Source organism: Undibacterium cyanobacteriorum (genome assembly GCF_031326225.1).
GTDB lineage: Bacteria > Pseudomonadota > Gammaproteobacteria > Burkholderiales > Burkholderiaceae_D > Undibacterium > Undibacterium cyanobacteriorum.
The window spans coordinates 1,244,583-1,267,891 of the sequence record NZ_CP133720.1; the positions used below are offsets into that span (position 1 = coordinate 1,244,583).

A 23,309-nucleotide genomic window follows, 5' to 3' on the forward strand; every position below is an offset into this window, starting at 1 on the left:
ATTTAGGAAAGCATAATGAGTACAAGTAGCCAAGCACCGGTGATCGGTGTTGTGATGGGATCTTCTTCTGATTGGGATGTGATGCAACATGCCGTCTCCATGTTGAAGGAATTCGGTATTCCATTTGAGGCCCAAGTGGTGTCCGCACATCGCATGCCTGACGAAATGTTTCGCTATGCAGAAACAGCGCGTGGTCGCGGGATTCGCGGCATTATCGCTGGTGCCGGTGGTGCAGCGCATTTGCCTGGCATGATTGCGGCAAAGACGATCGTCCCTGTGTTTGGTGTGCCAGTGCCTTCCAAATATTTGCGCGGTGAAGATTCTTTGTTGTCGATCGTACAGATGCCAAAAGGCGTGCCGGTGAACACCTTTGCCATCGGCGAAGCAGGCGCAGGCAATGCAGCCTTGGCAGCAATCGCGATGTTGGCGACGACTGATGAATCCATCGCAGAAAAACTCGAAGCCTTCCGCGCCAAGCAAACACAAGCTGCGCGGGATATGCATTTGCCGCTGTAGTTACTGAATTAGTTGCAGGGTTAATTACAGGATTAGTTACAGGTTTTCCCTCCCCTTCAAGGGGAGGGTTAGGGTGGGGATGGGGTTCGCATGAATGGTTCCATCGTTTGGGAAGGAAACCCATCCCCATCCCAGCCTTCCCCTTGAAGGGGAAGGAGTGGCGACTCAGAAGCTTTTTGTGTTGAGGAGTCAAACAGCCTTGTAGGGCGGGTGAAACCCGCGCCGCCAAGCCATCGAATACTGATGTATTTCGATGAAAATGCAAGTAGCGCGGGTTTCACCTGCCCTACGAGAAAGCAAAAATAAATGGCAGTGAGCGAAAGCAAACCAGCCGTCAAACCAGTTTTACCTTTCGTTTAATTTGTACCGCACCAGCATGGAAAAGCCAACGATGACCCATCCAACACTTCCTCAATTCCCGAATGCGCCAAAGACCACTTTAGGGTTGGTCGGTGGCGGTCAGTTGGGACGGATGTTTGTGCATGAAGCGCAAGCTCTGGGATTCAAGGTCGCAGTGTTGGAGCCAGAAGCGGCGAGCCCTGCGGCACAGGCTGCCGATCTTCACATCCAAGCGGCGTATGATGACGCACAAGGATTGCAACAATTAGCGCAGTACTGCAGTACCTTCACGACCGAGTTTGAAAACGTCCCTGCCGCCAGTTTAGCGAAGCTCGCCGAGACCGGCTTCGTTGCGCCAAGCGCTGCTTGCGTTTCGATTGCCCAGGACCGCATCGAAGAAAAAGCCTTCTTCACACGCTGCGCTCCACAGACCGGCATCTTGCCAGCGCCTCACGCGATTTTGCGTAGCGAAGCGGATTTGGCGCAGGTTAGTGATGATCTATTTCCTGGCATTTTGAAGACAGCGCGCATGGGTTACGACGGCAAAGGTCAGGTCCGTGTTAAGAACATTGATGAGTTGCGACTCGCGTTTGCACAACTCAAAGGCGTGGTCTGTGTTTTAGAAAAAATGCTGCCACTGGCGTATGAGATTTCGGTGCTGGTCGCGCGTGGTGCAGATGGTCAAGCGGTGGTCTATCCTATCGCTGAGAACGTCCATCGCGACGGTATTTTGTTCACCACTACCGTGCCTAGTCCTCATGTTTCCGCTGAAGCCGCTTTGAAGACGCAAAATGCGGCTTTGAAATTGATTGCCGATATCAATTACGTGGGCGTTCTGTGTATCGAATTTTTCGTCTTGCAAGATGGTAGTGTTGTGGTCAATGAAATGGCGCCGCGTCCGCACAATAGCGGTCACTACACGATTGATGCCTGCGTCACCAGCCAATTTGCACAACAAGTGCGCGCCATGGCCGGTTTGCCATTGGGCGATGTACGTCAACATTCCCCCTGCGTGATGCTGAATATTCTTGGTGATATTTGGTTTGATGGTGAACGTGAAATTCAACCCGCATGGGACAAAGTCTTGGCGCTTCCTTCAGCCCATTTGCATCTGTACGGTAAGGCTGAGGCGCGTCGTGCGCGCAAGATGGGGCATATCACTTTCATCGCCCCGAGTTTAGAACAGGCGCAGGCTGAAATGCAGCAAGCCTGCCAGATCTTGGGTATCGCTCTTTGATTGTCATTTGATCGTGATTCGTTCTTGATTGTTGCATGATTGGTTTTTGTTTGGTTGTGGAGTAGAGAGTCGCTTGTGAATTTCAGTCTCAAAATTGCGGAGCAAATCGAAGTCGCGGCCCTCGCTTTAGAGCAGGGCGCCTTGGTCGCTTTTCCGACCGAAACCGTGTATGGGCTTGGTGCTGATGCCGAGAATGTCGAGGCAGTTGCTAACATCTATCGCGCCAAAGGTCGCCCATCGAATCATCCGGTGATTGTGCATGTCGCGCCAGAGGCTGATATTCGACATTGGGTGAGTGAAGTTCCCGCTCCCGCACAAGCTTTGATCGATGCCTTTTGGCCTGGTCCACTGACCTTGATTTTAAAGCGCGCGCCGCATATTCCTGATGCCGTATCAGGTGGTCAAGATACGCTGGGGATTCGTTGTCCATCGCATCCCGTCGCGCAGGCTTTATTGCGTGCTTTCAAACACGGAAAAGGTGGTGTTGCTGCACCATCAGCGAATAAGTTCGGACACGTGAGCCCCACCAAAGCAGAGCACGTTTTAGAAGAGTTTCCTGAAGAAGTGGCGAGCCGTATGATTGCCGCTGTGCTCGATGGCGGACAAAGTGATGTCGGTATCGAATCGACCATCGTCGATATGAGTCGTCTCGCGAGTCACGGACCGGTTCTATTACGTCCTGGTCACATCACGGTGAAACAGTTAGAACAAGTCTTAGGCGTCACCGTCAACGCACCTGATCAAGCCGCACCGCGAGCATCCGGCACCTTAGAAGCGCATTACGCACCAAGCACTCCCGTGGCCTTGGTCGCCGTCGATCAATTGGATGCGACGATTGCTATGTTACACGCCAAAGGCAAGCGCGTCGCCGTGATGGCGTATGAAGCGCATCGTGACACTGAAAAACTGCAAGCGTGGCGCCAACTCAATAATGATCCGATCGCCTACGCGCACGATTTGTATGCCGACCTACGCGATCTTGATCACGTCCAAGCCGACATTATCCTCGTCGAAGCTTTACCCACGACACGCGAATGGCAAGGTGTGGCCGACCGTTTGCGTCGCGCTGCGTTTGATTCGCAAGGGGTGTTGCAGGCGATGTTGGGTGCCTAGTTTTCGATTTTTTTGACAACTCGTCTTGCATTAAAATTTTAAACTCAGACGCGCACTAGCGAATAAAATGCTAGGCGATTCGCCGCGTGAATAATAGCTAGTTGTTGGTGTCCAAATTCTTGTCTGTGTGATTTGGGTTTGTTTCAACAGATTGGATACAGCTAAGCGAAAGCTGGTCTCTTTGTTGATCGTCCAGTTGGCTGTCAGCGATGTGTATCGTTTGACTTGTTCTAAATTGATCCTGTCAGCGGCAACCCGCAATGGACCTCCCGAAATGAAACGGTAACTGCCAGCCACTTTCCATGCGTCATTGACTTTGTATTCCACAGAAAAATTGGCGTTGTATTTGGCTTGTTCTGCGAAGCGATTGTTGGGACCAGGGACGTCGTTCACATGAGACCAGTTGCGCGACATATTAGCGTTGATGTAAATCTTCGGCGCATCTTTCAGCACGACTCCCAACGGTAACCTCGTATCAAGCACGATACCATGTGAAATCGCGTCGCCACTATTGATGCTCTGTTGCTGCCATCGATTGTTCTCAAAGAAGACTTGATCACGGATGAGATTCTTGACCGATTTGAAGTAATGGCTCAACGAATAGTTGAGTTCGTTTTCCCCAAAATGTTCGAACGTGGTATCAAGCCCCCAGGCGATTTCCGGGCGTAGGTTGGGATTGCTGACGGAGTAAGGTCGTTGTGGATCTTGACCAAAGAAGGAGAGCGAGTCTGCGAGTAACTGTGATTGGTCGGGATTTTTGAATGTTCTCGCCAGTGCCAAGCGAAATTGATCTTGCGCGTCCTTATGGGGTCTCCATCGGGTTTGGAAGATAGGGCTCGCATTCGCTGTCGATTGCTTGACCTGTTGATTCACTGAGTTGCTGAGCTCGGCACGAAACCCTTCCCATCGCGCACCGATATAGTGTGACCATTGCTCTGCCCCTTCCCATTCACGTTGTGCAAATAGGGCGTATTGGCCAGAACGAAGCGTTGATGCAACTTGTGCTTCGGCATAGTCGGCTGTGTTGGAGTCATAATTTTCGTTTCTGACGTTCCAACCAAGCTTGATATTGTCGTTATCTGATTGTTGAAAGAGGATATTGGCGTCCCATAAAAGTGTCTTGCGCCAGTATTCTATTTCGCGATGAGAGTTTACAGCTACCGAACCATCCGACATTACGGAATGGTTCTTGGTGGTAGCTGTGCTCTGGCTGAGCATCAGAGTGGAACTCATTTTTGTGCTTGCGGAAAATGGTTTTTCCCAAATTGTTTTGATGTGATTACTTTGGGGGCTAAATTTGTCTGAAAAAGTATCATTTTGGATTGTCGACTCTGAGACCGTGGGCCTGAACGTTCTGCTGTCAACCTTGAATGAAGCTAAGACTTTGCCAACGTAGGCTTGAATCGAAAAACTTTCGTTTTCTCCTAGCAACCATGTTAGATTTTGCGTCACCGAATAAGCTGTGTTTTTGGTGCTCTGGGTGAGTCGGCGCGTGTATATGTCAGACAGGTTTTCGTCTTTGTTATTGCGCTCGAGGTATTCGTAGTATTCGCCCGAATTTTGCGCTCGATTGATAAAGAAGCCAGTATCGTAGGAGAAATGATCGTATTTGTCGGCGAGGTTCAGACGCACCTGTTTTGACACGGCCGATTTATCTTGGTGTGTCATGAGCAGATCCAATTTTCGAGAACCTGTTTTCACCGTCCGCTGCAGTACGATGTTGATGGTGCCCGCGATCGCTTGAGTACTAAATTCAGCGACGGCCGAGCGAATAATCTCTATTCTCTCAATCTGACTCACCGCAATATCAGAAATTCGAAAACCCGCTTGAGGCGTCTGTCCATCAACCAGGTATTGCGTGTAGCCTTTGAGCCCATTGATATTGCCATTCACGACGCCCGCTTGCCGATTTAAGATGTCGGCAACAGTGGCATCACCATGTTTTTCAATGTCCTCTCGTGTGATCACAAACTTCGTCACGGTATCTTCGCGACGCGCATTGTATTTTTTCGTATCACCTTGCACTTCGACTTGTTGCGCGGACTTTGTAGTTTCCACTTGCCCTTCTTTTTTGACTTGACTTGATTCTTGAGCGACTGCCAACGAAGACATAAGGGGGAGCAGGCAGGCGAAAAGACAAATAAAAACACGGAAAATTCGCCACCCAGCGATAACAAACGAGAAAGCAAAGCGCATGAATTAGATCACTTAATTCGAGAAAGAGGTGAGTATAACAATTGATGCTAGATTGGCTTGTTGTTTTTGCCAATAGATAGCTGAGGCAGTGAGCGACTAGCTCAATATGCTGCGTCACCGTCGATGAGCTTGGAAAGATAGTCGCTTAGTTCATCATGCGAGTTGAGTACCGCGAACGCCCCAGGAAAATCATACTCCTCGCAAAACGGATTGCGGATCACGATACAGCGCAATCCAGCCGCGAGGGCGGCGCGTAGTCCTCGTGGTGAATCTTCAATCACGATGCATTCTGCCGGATCTAAGTTGATGCGTTGCAGCCCTAGCAGATAGGGATCGGGGGCTGGTTTGCTTTCTTGGTAGTCGCTTTCGGTGACGACAAAATCAAAGTGCGGTAGGAGATCATGTCCTTGCTCGCGCAATCGCGTATGGATTTGATCGAAGTGGTCGCGACGTGAACTGGTGACGATGCCCATACGCATGTGGTCCGAGACCGATTCGATGGCTGGCTTCACGGCGGGGATCAGTAATTCTGAGGTCGATTGCAGTAAGTCGGCGTAATAATGATTGCGTTGATCGCGCAGCTCGGCAATGGTGTGATCACTATAACCGCGTGCTTGCAAAATGTGCCAAGCACCGAGATTTTCGAGTAGGAACCAATCAAAAAAATGTTGATGTGTGAGATCCACATCATGTTCGGCGAACAAGCGTTGATTGGCTTGGTAGAACAAGTTTTCGGTGTCGACCAATACACCATCGTTGTCCCACAAAATCCCGCGTAGTCGAGGCATCGCTTACTTATAAATCAGCTTCATGGCCAAGATGAAAGCCGAGAGCGCGAGTGAAATCAGGTTCGCGATGATGATGGGCATGGCACCTAACATCAGTCCATAAATCAACCAGCAGATCACGCCACTGACCATGATGCAGTACATGCCAAGTGATACGCCCTCGGCACGTTTGCGTTTCCACGTCATCCATGCTTGAGGAATGAAGGCACTGGTGGTGAGGAAGGCAGCGATGAAGCCGATGGAATCGATGAATGACATGGGGCGAGAAGGTAAAGATCGGTGAATAAAAAAGACGATTTGGGGAGGGGTGCGCCGCGATCGTACTGCGCAAACACCATGGGCAAATGGGGCTCCGTTTCAGTCTTGCTCAATGAGATTATGGAGTTGCGAATCCGATTACGTGAGAAAGCGACCGTTATGGAAAATCAAAGGGCGATTTTGCGTGTCGGCACTTTGCTCGTTGTAGGCGCAACGCTCGACCTCGCCAACCAAAATCACATGATCACCTTCCGGATATTGGCTGCGATTATGACATTCGAACCAAGCGGCAACACCTTTCAATATCGGCAAACCAGTGCGTGACAATTCAAACTCCACACCTTCAAAGCGATCTTCAGCGCGACTGGCGAATTGTTCCGCCAAAGCTTGCTGGTCGGCAGTCAAAACATTGATGACGTAATGAGAATTCTGTTGAAAGACAGGCAGACTTTGAGCCCGATTGCCCAGACTCCACAGCACCAAGGGTGGATCGAGGGAAACGGAATTAAAAGAGTTCGCGGTCAGACCGATGAAGCGACCATCACTGAGTTTGGTTGTGATAATGGTAACGCCAGTCGCGAATTGAGCCAGTGCATTGCGAAATTGGCGCGGGTCGAAATCGGGCGCAAGGGCCGATGGCAGGTCGGTGAGTTGCGATTTTTGCATCGAAAATCCATAGATAATTTCCGACATTATCCCAGATTTCTGCATCTCAGTTTGGAATTGCATGGGTGTTAATTTAGGGAGATCGCGGGACAGCTGCAGTTGCGTCAATGACAGAGCAAGGTGCGATCGGGGCTGGGGCGCTAGAAGCGACCGAGCTGTGTTAAAATCGCGCCTTGGTCGTTTGCGCTGTAAAAATCTAAGCGTTTGATTTTTAAGAAAATTCTAACTCGTGAAGGTTTGTATGTTGATGAAAATATCCATTCGACTTTTGCTGTTGGTGATGTGTGTCGCGATGGCGATTAGCAGCACCTTGGCGACCGCAATGCAATTTGAGCGCAATTTCCCGGTGGGGATTAAGCGCGGCAAGATGACAACGACAGACTTGGCCGACGTTGTGATTGATGGCAAGTTGAGATTAGTTTCGATGGGTTTGCGTATCTATAACGAAGAAAACGCGATTGTCCCAGTGGCTCATGTGTATGTGAGAAACGTCGTCGTGAATTATCTTGAGGATGATATTGGCGAGATCCAAAAAATTTGGATCTTGACTCCTGAAGAGGCCAAACTGCCTTTGCCGAAAGCGCAATAAAGAAGCGTTGATCAGGAGTTTTGATTAAGAGCTCCGATGACTCGTGCTCAACACAATTCGCACCTTAGTGTGGTGGCTTAGTGTGGTGATTCAGAGTGGTGACTCCGTGTGGTCACTCACGAAGCATGAATCACCACTCACGAAGGCTCGATGCAATTGTGCTCGAACGCATGTGAATTTTGAATCATCCCTGTTGGATGCTCGGCTGCTCGATTTTAAGTCGGCAGAAAAAAATGAAGTGATACTGAGGAATTTGTGGGCAGCTTGCGATTGTCTTCCTGTTCGCGGCAGCGCCTTGCAAATGTCTGAGTGCTGATCTGCATCGTGCTTGATGCATGAAGAATTTAATTTTATTTGTTAGAAGTGAATCGAATGTCTATACCAATCGCGCGTCATGAAAATCTGGCTACTATTGAAGCTGCACCTGTTCAAAAGGAGTCAGCGACTAGCGCCAATCCATCTGCAGAAACGATCGCAACTGCTGGCCAAAAGAAAGTATTCATCAAGACTTTCGGCTGCCAGATGAACGAGTACGACTCCGACAAAATGCGTGACGTTTTGCAAGCGACCGAGGGCATGATCAAAACCGAGAAGCCAGAAGACGCCGATGTGATTTTGCTCAACACCTGCAGTATTCGCGAAAAGGCTTCCGAAAAAGTTTTTTCTGATTTGGGACGTTTGCGCGAGTTGAAGCGTGACAAACCAGATCTCTTGATTGGTGTCGGTGGTTGTGTCGCCTCGCAAGAAGGTGAAGCGATTATTCGTCGCGCACCATACGTCGATGTGGTGTTTGGTCCGCAGACTTTGCATCGTTTGCCGCAGCTCATCAAAGAGCGTCGCGATACAGGACGTTCGCAAGTCGATATCAGTTTCCCTGAAATCGAAAAGTTTGACCACATGCCGCCAGCGCGGGTTGAAGGTGCTAGTGCCTTTGTGTCGATCATGGAAGGTTGTTCCAAGTATTGCAGCTATTGCGTGGTGCCTTATACGCGTGGTGAAGAGGTTTCGCGTCCGTTCAACGACGTTCTGGTGGAGGTCGCTGGTTTAGCTGAACAAGGCGTGAAAGAAGTCACCTTGCTAGGCCAAAACGTCAACGCCTATCGTGGTGTGATGGACGATGGCGAAATCGCCGATTTCGCTTTGTTGATTGAATACATTGCTGAGTTCCCGCAAATCGAACGTATTCGTTTTGTGACCAGTCACCCGAAAGAGTTCACCCAACGATTGATCGATACCTATGCCAAAGTGCCGAAGTTGGTGAATCATGTGTACTTGCCAGCGCAGCACGGTTCGGATCGTATTTTGGCGGCGATGAAACGTGGTTACACCTCGTTGGAATACAAATCGGTGATTCGTCGTTTGCGTGCGGTGCGACCAGATATCACGGTGTCGTCTGATTTTATCGTCGGCTTCCCTGGTGAAACGGATGAAGATTTCGAGGCCTTGGTGAAGTTCTTCGAAGACATGGATTTCGACAATAGTTTTAGCTTCGTGTTTAGTGCACGTCCTGGCACGCCAGCGGCGAGTTTGGAAGACGACACGCCAGCTCAGTTGAAACTGAAACGCTTACAACACTTGCAGGCCAAGATCGACGCCAATGTGAAAAAGATTTCCAACGCCATGATCGGTAGCGTGCAAAAAGTCTTAGTTGAAGGACCTTCGGTAAAAGACCCGAACGAATTGCAAGGCCGCACTGAAAATAACCGCGTGGTGAATTTCATCGGCGATAAAGACTTAGTCGGCACCATCGTCAGCACCCGTATTACAGAGTCCTACAACTACACCCTGCGCGGTGAGTTGGTTTAATCGGACTTAATCATTTAGACGAATAGAGAATATCAAATCTTGAGAAACACACCCGTCCCTGTCCTGCATTTCGTTCCGCAGCCGCTCGACAATCTGCGCCTTGCCCATTTATGCGGCCCTTTGGATGAGAACTTACGTCAAATTTCAGCGGCTTTGGATTTGAGTATTTTTCGTCGTGGTGATAAGTTCATTGTCAGTGGCCATAACGCGGACAAGGGTGTGGAATTGCTGGAAAAGTTTTACGCCCAAGCGAAAAAAATTATCAGCATCGATGAAGTACAGTTAGCCTTAGTCGAACAACGCGCATCAAGTAGTAAAAAATTGTCAGCCGAGCAGGGCTTCGATAGTGAAAGTGCGGAAGCTGGTGCGAATCAAAAAGCACCGAGCAAGACTCGTGCGAAAACCAATGCAGCGGTCAGCAAAACAGGTGGCGTCAGCAGTGCGCGTAAGAAAGCAATTCCGCTCGATGACGAAGTCGCGACTGCAACTGTGCAAGATCAAAATCAAGATCAAGACGATGTGGACATCGATGATCATGATGTCGAGAGCCCCATACTCAAAACCCGCCGTAGTGATTTGCGTGGCCGTACGCCGCATCAAAACACTTATCTGCGCGCGATTCTGGAACACGATATTACATTTGGGATTGGCCCAGCGGGTACTGGTAAAACCTATCTCGCGGTTGCTTGTGCGGTCGATGCATTGGAGCGCGATGCGGTGAAACGCATTGTGCTGACGCGTCCTGCGGTAGAGGCCGGTGAACGACTGGGTTTCTTGCCCGGTGATTTGACACAAAAGGTTGATCCGTATTTGCGCCCCTTGTATGACGCTTTATACGATCTTCTCGGATTCGATCGTACGCAAAAAATGTTTGAAAAGCAGATCATCGAGATCGCGCCTTTGGCCTATATGCGTGGTCGTACTTTGAATCATTCTTTCATTATTCTGGACGAGGCGCAAAACACCACGCCAGAACAAATGAAGATGTTCTTAACCCGCATTGGTTTTGGCAGTAAAGCTGTGATTACGGGTGACGTCACGCAAATTGATTTGCAGCGTCATCAACGGAGCGGTTTGGTCGATGCTTGTCAGGTCTTGAAGGGTGTGCGTGGTATCGCTTTTAATCGCTTCACCAGTGTCGATGTAGTGCGCCATCCATTGGTGGCGCGTATCGTTGATGCCTACGAAGAAGCCAGCCAACAGCATGAGCAACAAGAAGCTGAGATTGTGAACCTGAAACAAGCAACGGCTATCAGTAAAAGTAAACGCAAATAAGATCGAATCAATCATGGCGACTGCAACTCAGCAAAAACATAAGCTCAACCTGTCTGTGCAATACGCGGACGAACGTCTCAAAGACTTGTTGACGCGTCCTTTGTTACGCAAGACGATACAAGCAGCCTTGTTCTTTCCTGCCGAGCTCACCTTGCGCATCGTTGATGCTGAAGAAGGCCGTACTCTCAACCGCGACTATCGCGGTAAAGATTATGCGACCAATGTGCTGACCTTCGCCTACACCGAAGATATGGACGCCGAAGTGACACAAGCCGATATCATCTTGTGCACTGATGTACTCGAGAAAGAAGCGCAAGAACAAAAGAAAACGGTACTCGAACATGCGCAACATTTAGTGGTGCATGGTGTTTTGCACGCGCAAGGCTATGATCACGAAGACGATGAAGAAGCGGAAGAGATGGAAGCCTTGGAGATTGAAATTCTCGAGGGTTTAGGACTGAAGAATCCTTATGCTTAAGCCTTGAGCGTATTGGTGAAGTCCGACTGCGCGTAAAGTGCTTGTGGACTTTCAATGCGATGCTTGCTTGAGACGCACAAAAAATCCCTCGCTCAATTTCGAACGAGGGATTTTTTTATTCAGGGTCGGATTCGTTATCATGAACGACTGCAGTCGCGTCAAAGGCGAGAATGTCACCGGGTTGGCATTCCAAGGCCTCACAAATTTTTTCTAAAGTATCGAAACGAATCGCTTTCGCTCGCCCCGATTTGAGCACCGACAGATTTTGTGGCGTGATGTCGACCAGTTCGGCCAGCGTGTTGAGCCGCATTTTGCGCTGGGCGAGGACGACATCGAGATTGACGATAATGGGCATGGTGAGGGCTCAAAAATAGGTTGGCTCAGTTTAATTCTGCATGCCGACGAGTCGACAGAGTAGCTCAAGCAGATGGACTATGCGATCAAATAAATTGATCCATAATTCGATCAAGATGTATGTAATGTTGAAAAGCAGCTCTTTCATATCTCTGCAGGTCAAATAGTCAATTCGGCTTCTTCATTGAGATCAGTGCCAAGTTCAAATGCCCAGAGCAACAAAGTACTAATCACGAGTGAGATGAGTTCGCTTACTGAGTCGATGCACCAGCTCGAAAGATAATTTAACTCGAATTCGCCTTTGCCGATCATAGCGATAATGGCAAATAGCAGGTGAAGGATGATCCATGAAACGATGATCATAGCGTTGATCTTGTATGCCTTGCGAGCATGAGTCAAAGCAGTGAGATTGAACACGTCACCTTGATAGAAACAATGCAGTAATTGCTTGAGGTGCCTCAAGAGAAAAATGCACATAAGCAAAAAGTATGAAGTCAATGCGATACAGAAGAAACGTGTCGACAGCATCAGGCCTTCTACTTTACTTACATCGAACACGTCTTCGCCAGAAATTCCTGCAGTCACCAAAGCAGTGATTGAGACCGATCCTGGGCGCATAACGCTGAAAGTCAGAAGAAAGAGCAGTCCAAGTGCATAAAGAAGAAAGCTGGTTGGTTTGAGCAAGTAAAGTAAGACTTGACTGACTCTTCCAATGCTCTGAATTTTAGCTTTACGTGTGGCGTTCATGATTTCCCTTTTTGGTACATGCCTTTTTTTAGTGTAGTGCTTGTTTGAACTGAAAGTCAATTAAAATTTATCGATAATCGATAATAAGTTACTGAAAAACAGAATTCTTTGTGTCTGTTGTAAGCGCGTGATTTACATGTCTGCGATTTGCCTGCTGCGTTACAATCGATTCTAAATTTCATTTCTATCGGGTTTTTATGCAGCCAGACAAAGATCAAAAACACAAACGGATAATCCAAATGAGTGGCCGTCAAGTCGTTACTTACGGTATGCCTACCCGTTTTTGGCAAGACATCTATTACTACGCGATGACGATTTCCTGGCCTTGGTTTTTTGCGAGTTTTGCCTTTCTGTTTGCGATGATGAATTTTGTTTTTGCAGGCCTCTATATGGCAGGGGAGCAGGCGATCGCGAATATGTACCCCGAAGGATTTTGGGGCGCTTTCTTTTTTAGTGTCGAGACCCTGGCCACGGTCGGCTATGGCGATATGCATCCACAAACGGTGTATGGGCATTGGGTTTCGATCATCGAGATTTTTCTGGGGATGTCGGGCTTAGCCTTGGTGACCGGATTGATTTTTGCGCGCTTTTCGCGACCACGTTCGAGTATCGTTTTTGCCGAACATCCTGTGAGTCACGTGGCAGATGGCAAACGTTTGCTGATGATACGCATGGCAAATGCACGTATGAATGTGATTAGTGAAGCGTCCGCGAAGTTGCGTTTGATTTGGAATGAAGTCTCGGTCACGAATGGCAAATTTCGGAAGATTCATGATTTGACACTGCAACGCGATCAACATCCTATCTTCGTTTTAGGATGGACTATATTCCATGTTATCGATGAAGCGAGCCCATTGTATGGCGTGAGTTTGGAGGAGTTGAAACAGCGTCAGGCGGCTCTGATTTTAAGTGTCGACGGCGTGGACGAAACGACTAACCAAAATCAACGTGGACGTCAGTATTATCCGATTGAATTGGTACGTTGGAATCATCGTTATCTGGATGTGTTTGAGGATCAAGATGGACCGACCCAAGTGATACACTACTCACGCTTTCATTTGTCGGAAGAGATCGATGCGGTGTTGAGTGAACAGGCGGAAGCCCCTTAGTCGAGAATAATGAAGAAAGGATATGGCGATGTTGAAAAAATTGATTCGTGTTTGCCTAGTTAGCTCGCTCGTAATCGTGGGCGCGACGAGTGCACTACCTGCCTTGGCATTTCAAACCATAGTGATTGTGCGCCATGCGGAAAAAGTCGATGAAAGCCGCGATCCTCTGCTCAGCGAAAAAGGAATGCAGCGTGCACAGAACCTCGCCCGCATGTTGCGTGATGCGAATATCGAACAAATCTTCGCCACTGAATATCAGCGTACGCAGTTGACCGCGAAGCCTTTGGCCGACAGCAAGCAACTAAGCTTGACGCCCTACGTTGCCAAAGAGTCGCTAGCCTTGGGACAGCAGTTACGTGGAGCCAGTAAAAATACCTTAGTGGTGGCGCATTCCAATACCATCAATACCGTCTTAAAGGGCTTGGGTGTGAGTGGCCAAAAAGAGGTCGCTGAAGATGAATTCGATCGCATGGTGGTGGTGCATCTCAATCAGCAAGGTGCACCTGAGGTGACGATACTTCGCTATTGAATGGGCAGGTTTAGCTAGCGACTTTGATGTAAAACCATGCAGCAGCATGGATGATACACGCCACAATCGCGCTGATTTCGAAGAGGGGCTTTCTGGTTTTGTGGCGGAATACTTGTTGCGCCAGTAGCGCCACAAGACCGCCGCAAAGGAAAGTCCAAACCAGTAATTTTTGCTCGCTAATGCGTGATGGATAATTCGGGAGAGTTGGCGGATTGCTTGGGGTGCCTCGCTTCGTTTTACGAGTTTGGCTCGCCGTTTTTTGTTGATGTCCTCGCACTGCAATCCACTTGTCCCGCGCATACAGCGTGAAGCAAATGAAACTGGTGATTAGATAGTAAATGAAGGCGAGAGTATTCGATTGTTGCTGCAGCCACTGCAGGATCTCATTGGGTAGATTCATTGCTCTTGTATTCACGCGCTCTGGGCGCGGTATCTTTCAAAACTCTCAGTGTATCAGTTGAACTCTCATTCCTAAGAGATTGATTTCTTGATAAATTCCATGTCCGCATAATGCCGAACTAGGGGACTTGCGAAACCGATAAGTTGCAGCGCATTCCTTCGCTTTGGACCAATTAGACGTGGTTTTCCAGATAAAATCGGCTCAAAATTTGGGAAATACGTGCAGATGTTGTATCCTGTAGGATTAGAAACAACGGCGTCAAGCCCATTATGCAAGAGCACTCTAGTAAGGTCAGACCATCTGACCTTAAACAACATAGGTCATTGTTCGAAAGACTGACCGCCCTCATTTCTCCCGAACCTGAAAACCGTGCAGAGCTGTTAGAAGTGCTGCATGATGCGCAAGAGCGCAATTTGATCGATGCCGATGCCTTGGCAATGATCGAAGGGGTTTTCCAAGTCTCTGATTTATGCGCCCGTGACATCATGGTGCCGCGTGCTCAGATGGACGTGGTGGATATCTCCAAACCAATCGATGAATGGATGCCAGAAGTGCTGGAGACAGCGCACTCGCGTTTTCCTGCGGTCGATGGCGAACGCGATAAAGTCGTCGGTATTCTGTTAGCGAAAGATTTGTTGCGCTACTACGCCGAAGAGAGTTTCGATGTACGCGATATGCTGCGTCCTGTGGTGTATATCCCTGAATCGAAACGCTTAAACATTCTCTTGCGTGATTTCCGTGCCAATCGTAACCATATGGCGATGGTGGTCGATGAATATGGTGGTGTTGCTGGTCTCATCACGATCGAAGACGTGCTGGAACAAATCGTGGGCGATATTGAAGATGAATACGACTTCGATGAAGAGGAAGATAACATCATCGCGCTCGATAATCTTGGACATGGCAAACGTTGGCGCGTCAAAGGTTTGACCGAAATTGAGCACTTCAATGAAGTGATTGGTGCTGAGCTGAGCGATAAAGATGTTGATACGCTGGGCGGCTATATCTCGAACCATTTGCAGCGTGTGCCGCATAAAGGTGATGCTTTCGATATCGGTAATTTGCATTTCGAGGTCTTGCGTGCCGATGCGCGACAAGTACAAATGATCTTGGTTGAAAAACGTAGCGCGAGCTATGTGGCGGAGGATTAAGGCGGCATGCTGCTGGCACAATTGAAACAATGGAGTCTGCCAAGAGCTTGTCTCGCGGCAGTCTTACTCGGGGCGTTGAATGTACTATCATTCGCGCCTTTTTTTATGTGGCCGATTCAAATTCTGAGTTTGGCTTTGATGTTTGCACTTTTTTCAGCGCATCCTGAATGGACCAAGAAACAAGTCGCGAAACTTGGCTTCTGCTATGCCTTCGGCACCATGAGTGTGGGGGTGAGTTGGTTGACGATCGCGATGACGCGCTATGGTGGTATGCCGTGGATATTGGCAATCATCGCGGTAGCCTTATTGGCGTCCTATATGGCGTTGTTCATCATGGGCGGCTTTGTCTTCAGTCGTTATTGTCAGACGCGTTGGCAGGTGAGTATAAAGGCGACTCTGTTAGTGGTACTGCCAGCCGCATGGACCTTATTTGAATTTTTGCGTTCTTATTTGTTCACGGGTTTTCCATGGTTGTCGGTCGGTTACGCGCATAGTGTCAGTCCCTTGGCTGGCTTTGCTCCGGTGCTCGGTGTCTATGGTTTAGCGGGCATCGCGGCGCTGATGGCGGCGGCGCTGGCCTTGCTGATGATTGATAGGCGCCAAGTCTGGATCGCTGGAACTGTGATGATTGCGATTCTGGGAGCAGGGTGGAGCCTGCAACAAGTGGAGTGGACTCACGCCCATGGACAAGCATTGAGTGTGCGACTTGCGCAAGGCAATATCGATCAAGGGCAAAAATTTAGCGTAGAAATGATTGATGAAACGCTGCGTTTGTACCATGGCATGATGACCGAACAGCCAGCTGATATCATCGCTGTTCCCGAAACCGCGATCCCGATTTTGAGTTCACAAGTGCCGCCGGAATATCTGCAGAGCCTGCAAGATTTCTCACAACGCAGTAATAGCCATGTATTCGTTGGTATCGCGATGGATGACGGTAATAATCGGTATTCCAATAGCGTGCTGGGCTTGGCCGCGAACAAGCCGGTCTATCGCTACGATAAACATCACTTGGTACCGTTTGGTGAATTTGTGCCGTTTGGTTTTCGCTGGTTCGTCAATATGATGCGTATCCCTCTGGGCGAATTTAGCAATCCGGGCGTGATCCAACCAGCGATGCAAGTCAAAGATCAACGCGTGATGCCCAACATTTGTTATGAAGATTTGTTCGGTGATGAAATTGCCCAGCAGTTACGCGCTCAACATCGAGAAACGAGTGGGGCGGCGACCATTCTCTTGAATATGTCGAACCTCGCATGGTACGGCGATTCGATCGCCATGCCGCAGCATCTGCAGATTTCGCAAATGCGTGCATTAGAAACAGGTCGCCCGATGTTGCGATCAACCAATACGGGAGCGACTGCGATCATCGATGCTAAAGGTAAGGTGTTGGCACAGCTTGATTTCCTCAAACGAGGAACATTAACTGCGCAAGTGCAAGGCATGCAGGGGCTTACGCCGTATATTCGCTTTGGCGATTGGCCTAGCTTGATCTTGGCCTGTTTGGCGATCGCTGCAGTGGCAGCAATCGGTGGACGTCGTCAACCCTGAGCTTTAATGAAAAGACTGAAGCTTAGGGCTTTTTCTTGGCGAGATTAGCATCAATATCCGCCAAACACTCTAAACCGCGCGCGGTGACTTTCATAGTACCGCTCGCCTCATCGATTTCGATATGTCCTTTTTTTCCTAAAAATGTCGCGACCGCTTTACTGAGCGTGACTTCACCTTGCGCCACTTGACGCAATCCATCAATACACTGTTTGATGAACAGGGTTTGGCGACCGAGCTCGGTCAATTCAAAACCACCATCACGACGATGCGCTACTAATTTAATCCCCACCAAATGTTTTGAATTGCGGGCAATGCACGCACTCGGGCGCGCGCCTTTGGCGAGCTTGGTGATTTGTTCGAGGGCGTCGTATTGGTCGATGGTGAGGGCTTGATCCATGATATTTCTTTAGTAAGCTGATCTGTGAGGAGTGCTACTTTTGCTGGCATGGCTTCTATGCGTAGCGTGGTAGCACGATAGCCGTAGTTTACAGCAATTTGTTGGCCGCCCTAGTTCTTTTGGCGTAGTTGCTTATCCTTTTTACCCATTCTTGATCGCCGTCAGGTGAATGTCCAAAGCTCTGCTCGAGGTTTACAGTGAACCTATATCAAAAGTAGGAGAGCAAAATGGCTGAGCAAATGGGTAGTGCAGCAGTAAGCGGTAAGGCAAATTCGGTACTGGCATCGAGTACTTTGGCCTTTACCGTGTGTTTTACGATTTGGATGATGTTTGGTGTGATCGGTATTCCGATTAAGAAAAGCTTGGGTTTGAACGAGACCCAGTTTGGCTTATTAACTGCGATGCCGGTTCTTACTGGATCTTTGATTCGCGTGCCCTTGGGAATCTGGACCGATCGCTTTGGTGGTCGGATTGTCTTGTTCCTGTTGATGATCGCCACTGTGATTCCGATTTTCTTGATTAGTTATGCGACCGCTTACTGGCATTTCCTCGTGCTCGGTTTATTTGTTGGCTTGGCTGGTGGTTCGTTCTCGGTCGGCACACCGTATGTGGCGCGCTGGTTTAAGAAGGAGCGTCAGGGCTTGGCCATGGGTATTTTCGGTGCTGGTAACTCAGGTGCAGCCGTCAATAAATTTATTGCGCCAGCGATTATTGCATCGGCCGGTTGGGTCATGGTACCAAAAGTCTATGCCGTGCTGATGCTGGCTGCGGCTTTGATTTTCTGGGTGTTTTCGGCAACTGATCCTAGCCACAACGTGAAATCTTCGGTTAGTTTTGCTGCGCAGTTGAAGATGCTGAAAGATCCTAAAGTGTGGCGCTATTGCCAGTACTATTCTGTGGTGTTTGGCGGTTATGTCGGCCTCAGTTTGTGGATGGTGAAATACTTCGTGACCGAGTACAACTTCGACATGAAAGATGCAGCGCTGTTGGCGGCTTGCTTTTCTTTGCCTGGTGGTGTCTTGCGCGCTTTCGGTGGTTGGTTGTCGGATAAATATGGCGCCTACAAAGTGACATGGTGGGTGATGTGGGTTTGCTGGGTGGCTTTCTTCTTGTTGTCCTATCCGCAAACTGATTTCACAATCAAGACGGTGAATGGACAGCAAAGTTTCGCGATTGCCTTGTCTCCAACGGTCTTCACATTGCTGTTGTTTGTGGTCGGTATCGCGATGGCGGTGGGTAAAGCATCAGTGTTCAAATTTATTTCTGATGAGTACACACACAATATTGGCGCGGTATCCGGCATTGTTGGTCTGGCTGGCGGTTTAGGTGGTTTCATCTTACCGATTATGTTTGGTGCGATGGTTGACTTGACTGGGGTTCGCAGCTCTTGCTTCATGCTCTTGTACGGCACGGTCTGTATCTCACTCGTGTGGATGCACTTCCAATTCCGTCGCGAGATCATGCAATCAGCGCAGCAGGCTTTGCAGGCGGCATGAAAACTTAAAAACAAGAGTTAAGTTTTTTGAAAAGGCGCGAGGTTCGCGCCTTTTTCATTTTGCGAGCTTCGCGTTGAACATCTTTAACTCATCCTGTTACGGGAACTATTTATCGTAAAACGACTCCATCAGTTTCTGATCGGCTCGGCTGCGCTGGGCTTTGATATGATGTGGAGCGACAGTTTGTACTCATAACTTTTCGAAAGGCGACAAGATGAAGATGTTAGGTCATTGGCAGTACGATGTGATGCAAGCAAAAACACAACACGCGCTGACATCCTCCGAGGTAAATAACGGATCTTTGTTCAAGTTTCCTTTCAAATATTCACTTCAAACTTTCCTTGAAAAGAAAAATATCGCCCTTGCAGCCATGCTCGCCTTGAGCCTTGGCAGTGCTTCTTTGGCGCAAGCGGCTGAAACGACGCCGAATTTAAGCCCAGAACAAAAACAATTGCGGGCAGTCTACCAAGAGCTCGTAGAAATCAATACCACTAACTCGGTCGGTAGTTGCACCAAAGCGGCGCAGGCCATGGCAGCGCGCTTGAAGTCAGCGGGTTATAGCGATAAAGAAGTGCAAGTGCTAGTGCCACCAAAGGGGCCGCAAAAAGGAAATTTGGTGGCACGCTTTAGCGCGAATGCTGGTAGTGGTGGTGCCAGTAAAAGACCATTATTACTGTTGGCGCATATCGACGTGGTGGAAGCAAAGCGCGAAGATTGGGTACGTGATCCGTTTAAGTTGATCGAAGAGAAGGGCTTGTTCTACGCGCGAGGTGCCTCAGATGATAAGGCCATGGCGGCAATTTTCGTGGCAAACATGATGCAATACAAGCAGGAAAAACTGAAAACCAAACGTGACCTGATTTTGGCCCTGACTTGCGACGAAGAATTGATCCCTTCTGATTTTAATGGCGTCGAATTTTTGCTCAAGCATCATCGACCATTGATCGATGCGGAGTTTGCCTTGAACGAAGGCGGTAGTGGTTTGATGGATAAAAATGGCAAGCCGATTCGCAATGGCTTGCAGGCGGGTGAGAAGACATTTCAGACTTTCCAACTTGAAATTACCAATTCGGGTGGGCATAGTTCTCAGCCTCGCAAAGATAATGCGATTTATCGTTTGAGTGATGCACTGAGCCGCCTCGGAAAATTTGATTTTCCATTCCGTTTAATTCCAACAACACGCGCCTACTTCGAAACAATGGCAGAAATAGAAGGCGGTCAAATTGGTGCGGATATGAAGGCGATTTTGCGTGAGCCTGTCGACCAAGAAGCCTTGGCGCGCTTTAGTGCCAGCAGCCCTTTCAATAATGCATCGGTACGTACCACTTGCGTTGCGACGATGGTCAATGCCGGCCATGCAAGCAATGCTTTACCGCAGCGAGCACAAGCGATGGTGAATTGCCGAATCTTGCCAGGTGAAACGGTCGAACAAACGCAAGCGACTTTGACCAATGTGATCGCCGATAAAGACATCAAGATTACCGCACTGGGTGTGGCGACGGTGCCACCAGTGCCGAGTTTAGAAACGGAAGTCGTCAAACACGCACGCGCCATCACCCAAGAAATGTGGCCAGGTACTCCGCTGTTACCGACCTTGTCACCGGGTGGTACCGATGGTCGTTTCTTGAATACAGTCGGCATTCCGACTTACGGAATTAGCGGTATGTTTCACTACCCAGAAGGTGCGAATGCACATGGTTTGAATGAGAAGTTGCCAGTAAAGTCCTTGTATGAAGGACAGAAATTCTTAAACGAACTGACCAAACGGATCGCGCAATAAGGTCAAACGGACCTAGGCAAAAACCGACGTTGATATCGTTGTGTTCGTCCGACCGAATCGCTGTGTTGGATGTGGCTTCGTGCCGAATCAGCACAGTCTTGACGCCTGCGAAAGTCCTAGTCAAATATGATGAAAAGGCATACTGCTGCCGAAACTTATTCAGCAGCAGTTGTCTTTGCTTGATCTTGTCGGCGCGGTAGCAGCAGCGTGAAGCGTGTGCGTCCTTGTTCAGATTGGGCGCTGATACTGCCATGATGACCACGAACAATCGCTTGCACGATCGCAAGGCCCAATCCAGCGCCTTCACCTGATGCATGTTGGCGTGCATAGTCACCACGATAAAAACGTTCAAACAAACGCGTCAATTGATCAGCAGCGATAGTGTCACCACAGTTTTCTATGCTGACCGTGATGTAGTCAGCCTCTACTGCGAGGCTGACCTCAACCGTGCTGTTGGTTTGCGCATGGCGTATCGCGTTACTGAGAATATTACTGAAGGCGCGCCGCAACATCAGTCGGTCGGCTTCGAGCGTGAAAAGCTCGGTCTGAGCGTCTTGTGTATTGTTTGAAGAATCGCTTGCCTGTGGGGCGTCCAGTGCTAAGTGAAAGCTTAGTGCTTTTTCCTCAGCGAGCATCTCATAGAAGTCGAACAGCGCTTTGATTTCGCTATCGATTTGAACCGTTTCACAATGCACTAATTGCGCGCCATTTTCGGCTTTGGCGAGAAACAGCATGTCACTAATCATGCGCGCTAATCGAGCATATTCCTCGGCATTCGATTCCAAAATCTCGCGATAGCTTTGTGCATCGCGCGGTTGTGATAAAGAGACTTGGGTTTGCATCATGAGATTGCTGATCGGTGTTCTTAACTCATGGGCGAGATCAGAGGAGAAGGCTGACAATCGATCAAAGGCTTCTTGTAAACGCGCCAGCATCTGGTTTAGATGTTCAGCGAGATCAGCCAATTCTGGCGGCACTGCATCGATCGCTAAACGTTGATCGAGCTTGTCAGCTGTGATGGTGGAGGCACGTTGCCCCATGGTGCGCAAAGGACCTAGGCCGCGACTCGCTGCGACCCACGCCAACAATGCCGTCAACACGGCAGCGCCTGCGACGAATAACCACAGCGTTTTCATAAAAGTGCGCATGAAACTCTGATGGTGCGCGATGTCGGTTGCGATCGCTACTGTGATTGGGGCGTAGATTGGATTCTTGGTGTTGAATTGCGTCACCAGACCACGATAGCTTTGACCTTCACTCTGCCATTGTCGCAAGGGCAGCGCATGGGTATCAACCGCACCACTCGTGATGCTGTTTGCGTGGCTGCCTGTTTTGTCATTGAATATGTCAACAGGAAAGCGATGGTGGTCTGAGGATAAGATTGCGCGTTGCTGATTGTCCAAAATGTGAATCATCAAATCGTGATGGCCCACTAAGGCATCACTGAGCTGTGTTTGTAGATGCTGTAAATCCTCTTCGGTTTCAACGCGTTCGATGATGTGTTGTGCCAGTTCGAGTTTGCCACTCAAAGCATGGCGATCTTGCTCTTCAAAATGCTGCTCGATCGATACACCAATCAACCACCCCAAAGCCAAGAGCACCACACAAGCGAGGCTCGTGAAGAAAAGGCTGAGGCGGGCGGTTAATGAGAGTCGCTTTAGCATGAATTAGAGGAAAGTGGTGAACGATGGATTGAATAATGATTCAGTGTGCACGACTCACGCAGTGTCGCCGGGCTTTTGTTCTAAGACATAGCCGACCCCACGCAAAGTATGAATCAGCTTGGGTTCGAAATGATCGTCCACTTTTGCCCGCAAGCGTCGCACGGCCACTTCGATCACATTGGTATCGCTGTCAAAATTCATATCCCAGATTTGCGATGCGATCAAAGATCGACTCAGTACTTCGCCTTGTCGACGCATGAATAACTCGAGCAAAGAAAATTCTTTGGCAGTTAAGTCGATGCGTTGCCCTTGGCGTGTCACGCGATGCTTGAGCAGATCTAACTCCAGATCAGCCACGCGCAAACTACTGGCCTCCATTTGTTTGCCTCGCCGCAGCAGGCTGCGCACACGCGCCAATAATTCGGAGAAGGCAAACGGTTTGACCAAATAGTCGTCAGCACCAAGCTCAAGGCCTTTTACACGATCTTCCACTTGATCTTTCGCAGTTAAAAACAGCACTGGCATTTGCAAGTCTTTGGTGCGCAAGGATTGCAGAACTTGCCAGCCATTTAAGCCGGGTAACATGACATCGAGAATAATCAGGTCATATTGCTCACCCAATGCCAAATGCAAACCGCTATTCCCATCACGACAAAGATCCGCCACAAAGCCAGACTCACTCAATCCTTGCTTGAGGTAGTCTCCGGTTTTGATTTCATCTTCGACGATTAGGATTTTCATACAGCGTGATGGTGGCTTGGGTTAGGTCTTGTTTGCTTCGCACTTTTTTGGCATGCATTCTAACGCGAATTCGCGCAATTACGAGGAGAGTGGCATAGCCGAAAGCCTAGATTACCGATTTGTAATCTT

Annotated in this window: 23 protein-coding genes; 13 read left to right on the top strand and 10 right to left on the bottom strand. The window is 49.0% G+C overall.

The window, feature by feature from the left end; genetic code table 11:
* The first annotated feature begins 15 nt into the window (after nt 1–15).
* From purE to RF679_RS05150, 3 genes are all read left to right on the top strand, one after another.
* Nucleotides 16–516 carry a 5-(carboxyamino)imidazole ribonucleotide mutase gene (gene purE / locus RF679_RS05140; protein WP_309483142.1) on the top strand — a complete coding sequence of 167 codons (501 nt, stop codon included), beginning with the start codon at nt 16–18 and terminating at the stop codon, nt 514–516.
* 391 nt (nt 517–907) lie between these two features.
* Nucleotides 908–2,092, top strand: a complete 1,185-nt coding sequence (locus RF679_RS05145; RefSeq protein ID WP_309483143.1) for a 5-(carboxyamino)imidazole ribonucleotide synthase — start codon at nt 908–910, stop codon at nt 2,090–2,092.
* A gap of 75 nt (nt 2,093–2,167) precedes the next feature.
* Complete coding sequence (locus RF679_RS05150) at nt 2,168–3,205, top strand: L-threonylcarbamoyladenylate synthase (protein ID WP_309483144.1); 1,038 nt, start codon at nt 2,168–2,170, stop codon at nt 3,203–3,205.
* Between the two features lie 30 nt (nt 3,206–3,235).
* Here RF679_RS05150 and RF679_RS05155 read toward each other — a convergent pair whose 3' ends face one another.
* From RF679_RS05155 to RF679_RS05170, 4 genes are all read right to left on the bottom strand, one after another.
* Complete coding sequence (locus tag RF679_RS05155; RefSeq protein WP_309483145.1) at nt 3,236–5,263, bottom strand: TonB-dependent receptor plug domain-containing protein; 2,028 nt, start codon at nt 5,261–5,263, stop codon at nt 3,236–3,238.
* Between the two features lie 239 nt (nt 5,264–5,502).
* Nucleotides 5,503–6,189 carry an HAD family hydrolase gene (locus RF679_RS05160; RefSeq protein WP_309483146.1) on the bottom strand — a complete coding sequence of 229 codons (687 nt, stop codon included), beginning with the start codon at nt 6,187–6,189 and terminating at the stop codon, nt 5,503–5,505.
* Between the two features lie 3 nt (nt 6,190–6,192).
* Nucleotides 6,193–6,447, bottom strand: coding sequence for a SemiSWEET transporter (locus RF679_RS05165; protein WP_309483147.1), 255 nt, complete (start codon nt 6,445–6,447; stop codon nt 6,193–6,195).
* Between the two features lie 138 nt (nt 6,448–6,585).
* On the bottom strand, nt 6,586–7,113 hold the full coding sequence (locus tag RF679_RS05170; protein ID WP_309483148.1) for a flavin reductase family protein: 528 nt from the start codon (nt 7,111–7,113) through the stop codon (nt 6,586–6,588).
* A 241-nt stretch (nt 7,114–7,354) separates the two neighbouring features.
* Here RF679_RS05170 and RF679_RS05175 point away from each other — a divergent pair, with 241 nt between their 5' ends.
* From RF679_RS05175 to ybeY, 4 genes are all read left to right on the top strand, one after another.
* Nucleotides 7,355–7,702, top strand: a complete 348-nt coding sequence (locus tag RF679_RS05175; protein ID WP_309483149.1) for a hypothetical protein — start codon at nt 7,355–7,357, stop codon at nt 7,700–7,702.
* Nucleotides 7,703–8,224: 522 nt separating this feature from the next.
* The gene (gene miaB, locus RF679_RS05180) at nt 8,225–9,508 is read left to right on the top strand and encodes a tRNA (N6-isopentenyl adenosine(37)-C2)-methylthiotransferase MiaB (protein ID WP_373921755.1); all 1,284 of its coding nucleotides are present in this window, start codon (nt 8,225–8,227) and stop codon (nt 9,506–9,508) included.
* A 36-nt stretch (nt 9,509–9,544) separates the two neighbouring features.
* Entirely contained in the window at nt 9,545–10,783 is a 1,239-nt protein-coding gene (locus RF679_RS05185; protein WP_373921756.1) for a PhoH family protein, read from the top strand.
* A 13-nt stretch (nt 10,784–10,796) separates the two neighbouring features.
* Entirely contained in the window at nt 10,797–11,261 is a 465-nt protein-coding gene (gene ybeY / locus RF679_RS05190) for an rRNA maturation RNase YbeY (protein WP_309483152.1), read from the top strand.
* 115 nt (nt 11,262–11,376) lie between these two features.
* On the opposite strand, the gene RF679_RS05195 is transcribed toward ybeY, so the two are convergent.
* The gene (locus RF679_RS05195) at nt 11,377–11,616 is read right to left on the bottom strand and encodes a helix-turn-helix domain-containing protein (RefSeq protein WP_309483153.1); all 240 of its coding nucleotides are present in this window, start codon (nt 11,614–11,616) and stop codon (nt 11,377–11,379) included.
* Nucleotides 11,617–11,774: 158 nt separating this feature from the next.
* The gene (locus tag RF679_RS05200) at nt 11,775–12,422 is read right to left on the bottom strand and encodes a hypothetical protein (RefSeq protein WP_309483154.1); all 648 of its coding nucleotides are present in this window, start codon (nt 12,420–12,422) and stop codon (nt 11,775–11,777) included.
* A 179-nt stretch (nt 12,423–12,601) separates the two neighbouring features.
* Here RF679_RS05200 and RF679_RS05205 point away from each other — a divergent pair, with 179 nt between their 5' ends.
* Together RF679_RS05205 and RF679_RS05210 are read left to right on the top strand one after the other, a co-directional pair.
* Nucleotides 12,602–13,471: an ion channel gene (locus RF679_RS05205; RefSeq protein WP_309483155.1), complete on the top strand. Its 870-nt coding sequence runs from the start codon at nt 12,602–12,604 to the stop codon at nt 13,469–13,471.
* Nucleotides 13,472–13,499: 28 nt separating this feature from the next.
* Nucleotides 13,500–14,000, top strand: a complete 501-nt coding sequence (locus tag RF679_RS05210) for a histidine phosphatase family protein (RefSeq protein ID WP_309483156.1) — start codon at nt 13,500–13,502, stop codon at nt 13,998–14,000.
* A gap of 10 nt (nt 14,001–14,010) precedes the next feature.
* Here the strand turns inward: RF679_RS05210 and RF679_RS05215 are convergent, their stop codons facing one another.
* Nucleotides 14,011–14,400 (bottom strand): DUF1294 domain-containing protein, encoded by a 390-nt coding sequence (locus RF679_RS05215; protein ID WP_309483157.1) that lies wholly within the window; start codon nt 14,398–14,400, stop codon nt 14,011–14,013.
* A 269-nt stretch (nt 14,401–14,669) separates the two neighbouring features.
* Between RF679_RS05215 and RF679_RS05220 the strand changes: the two genes are divergently transcribed.
* Together RF679_RS05220 and lnt are read left to right on the top strand one after the other, a co-directional pair.
* Complete coding sequence (locus RF679_RS05220; RefSeq protein WP_309483158.1) at nt 14,670–15,551, top strand: HlyC/CorC family transporter; 882 nt, start codon at nt 14,670–14,672, stop codon at nt 15,549–15,551.
* Between the two features lie 6 nt (nt 15,552–15,557).
* Nucleotides 15,558–17,102: an apolipoprotein N-acyltransferase gene (gene lnt / locus RF679_RS05225; protein WP_309483159.1), complete on the top strand. Its 1,545-nt coding sequence runs from the start codon at nt 15,558–15,560 to the stop codon at nt 17,100–17,102.
* 22 nt (nt 17,103–17,124) lie between these two features.
* Here lnt and RF679_RS05230 read toward each other — a convergent pair whose 3' ends face one another.
* Nucleotides 17,125–17,499, bottom strand: coding sequence for a hypothetical protein (locus RF679_RS05230; RefSeq protein WP_309483160.1), 375 nt, complete (start codon nt 17,497–17,499; stop codon nt 17,125–17,127).
* A gap of 227 nt (nt 17,500–17,726) precedes the next feature.
* Between RF679_RS05230 and RF679_RS05235 the strand changes: the two genes are divergently transcribed.
* Together RF679_RS05235 and RF679_RS05240 are read left to right on the top strand one after the other, a co-directional pair.
* On the top strand, nt 17,727–18,995 hold the full coding sequence (locus RF679_RS05235) for an MFS transporter (RefSeq protein ID WP_309483161.1): 1,269 nt from the start codon (nt 17,727–17,729) through the stop codon (nt 18,993–18,995).
* A gap of 214 nt (nt 18,996–19,209) precedes the next feature.
* A complete protein-coding gene (locus RF679_RS05240) occupies nt 19,210–20,775 on the top strand; it encodes a M20/M25/M40 family metallo-hydrolase (protein ID WP_309483162.1) in 1,566 nt (521 codons plus the stop codon).
* 155 nt (nt 20,776–20,930) lie between these two features.
* On the opposite strand, the gene RF679_RS05245 is transcribed toward RF679_RS05240, so the two are convergent.
* Together RF679_RS05245 and RF679_RS05250 are read right to left on the bottom strand one after the other, a co-directional pair.
* Nucleotides 20,931–22,439: a heavy metal sensor histidine kinase gene (locus RF679_RS05245; RefSeq protein ID WP_309483163.1), complete on the bottom strand. Its 1,509-nt coding sequence runs from the start codon at nt 22,437–22,439 to the stop codon at nt 20,931–20,933.
* A gap of 54 nt (nt 22,440–22,493) precedes the next feature.
* Entirely contained in the window at nt 22,494–23,180 is a 687-nt protein-coding gene (locus RF679_RS05250; protein ID WP_309483164.1) for a heavy metal response regulator transcription factor, read from the bottom strand.
* Between the last annotated feature and the right edge of the window lie 129 nt (nt 23,181–23,309).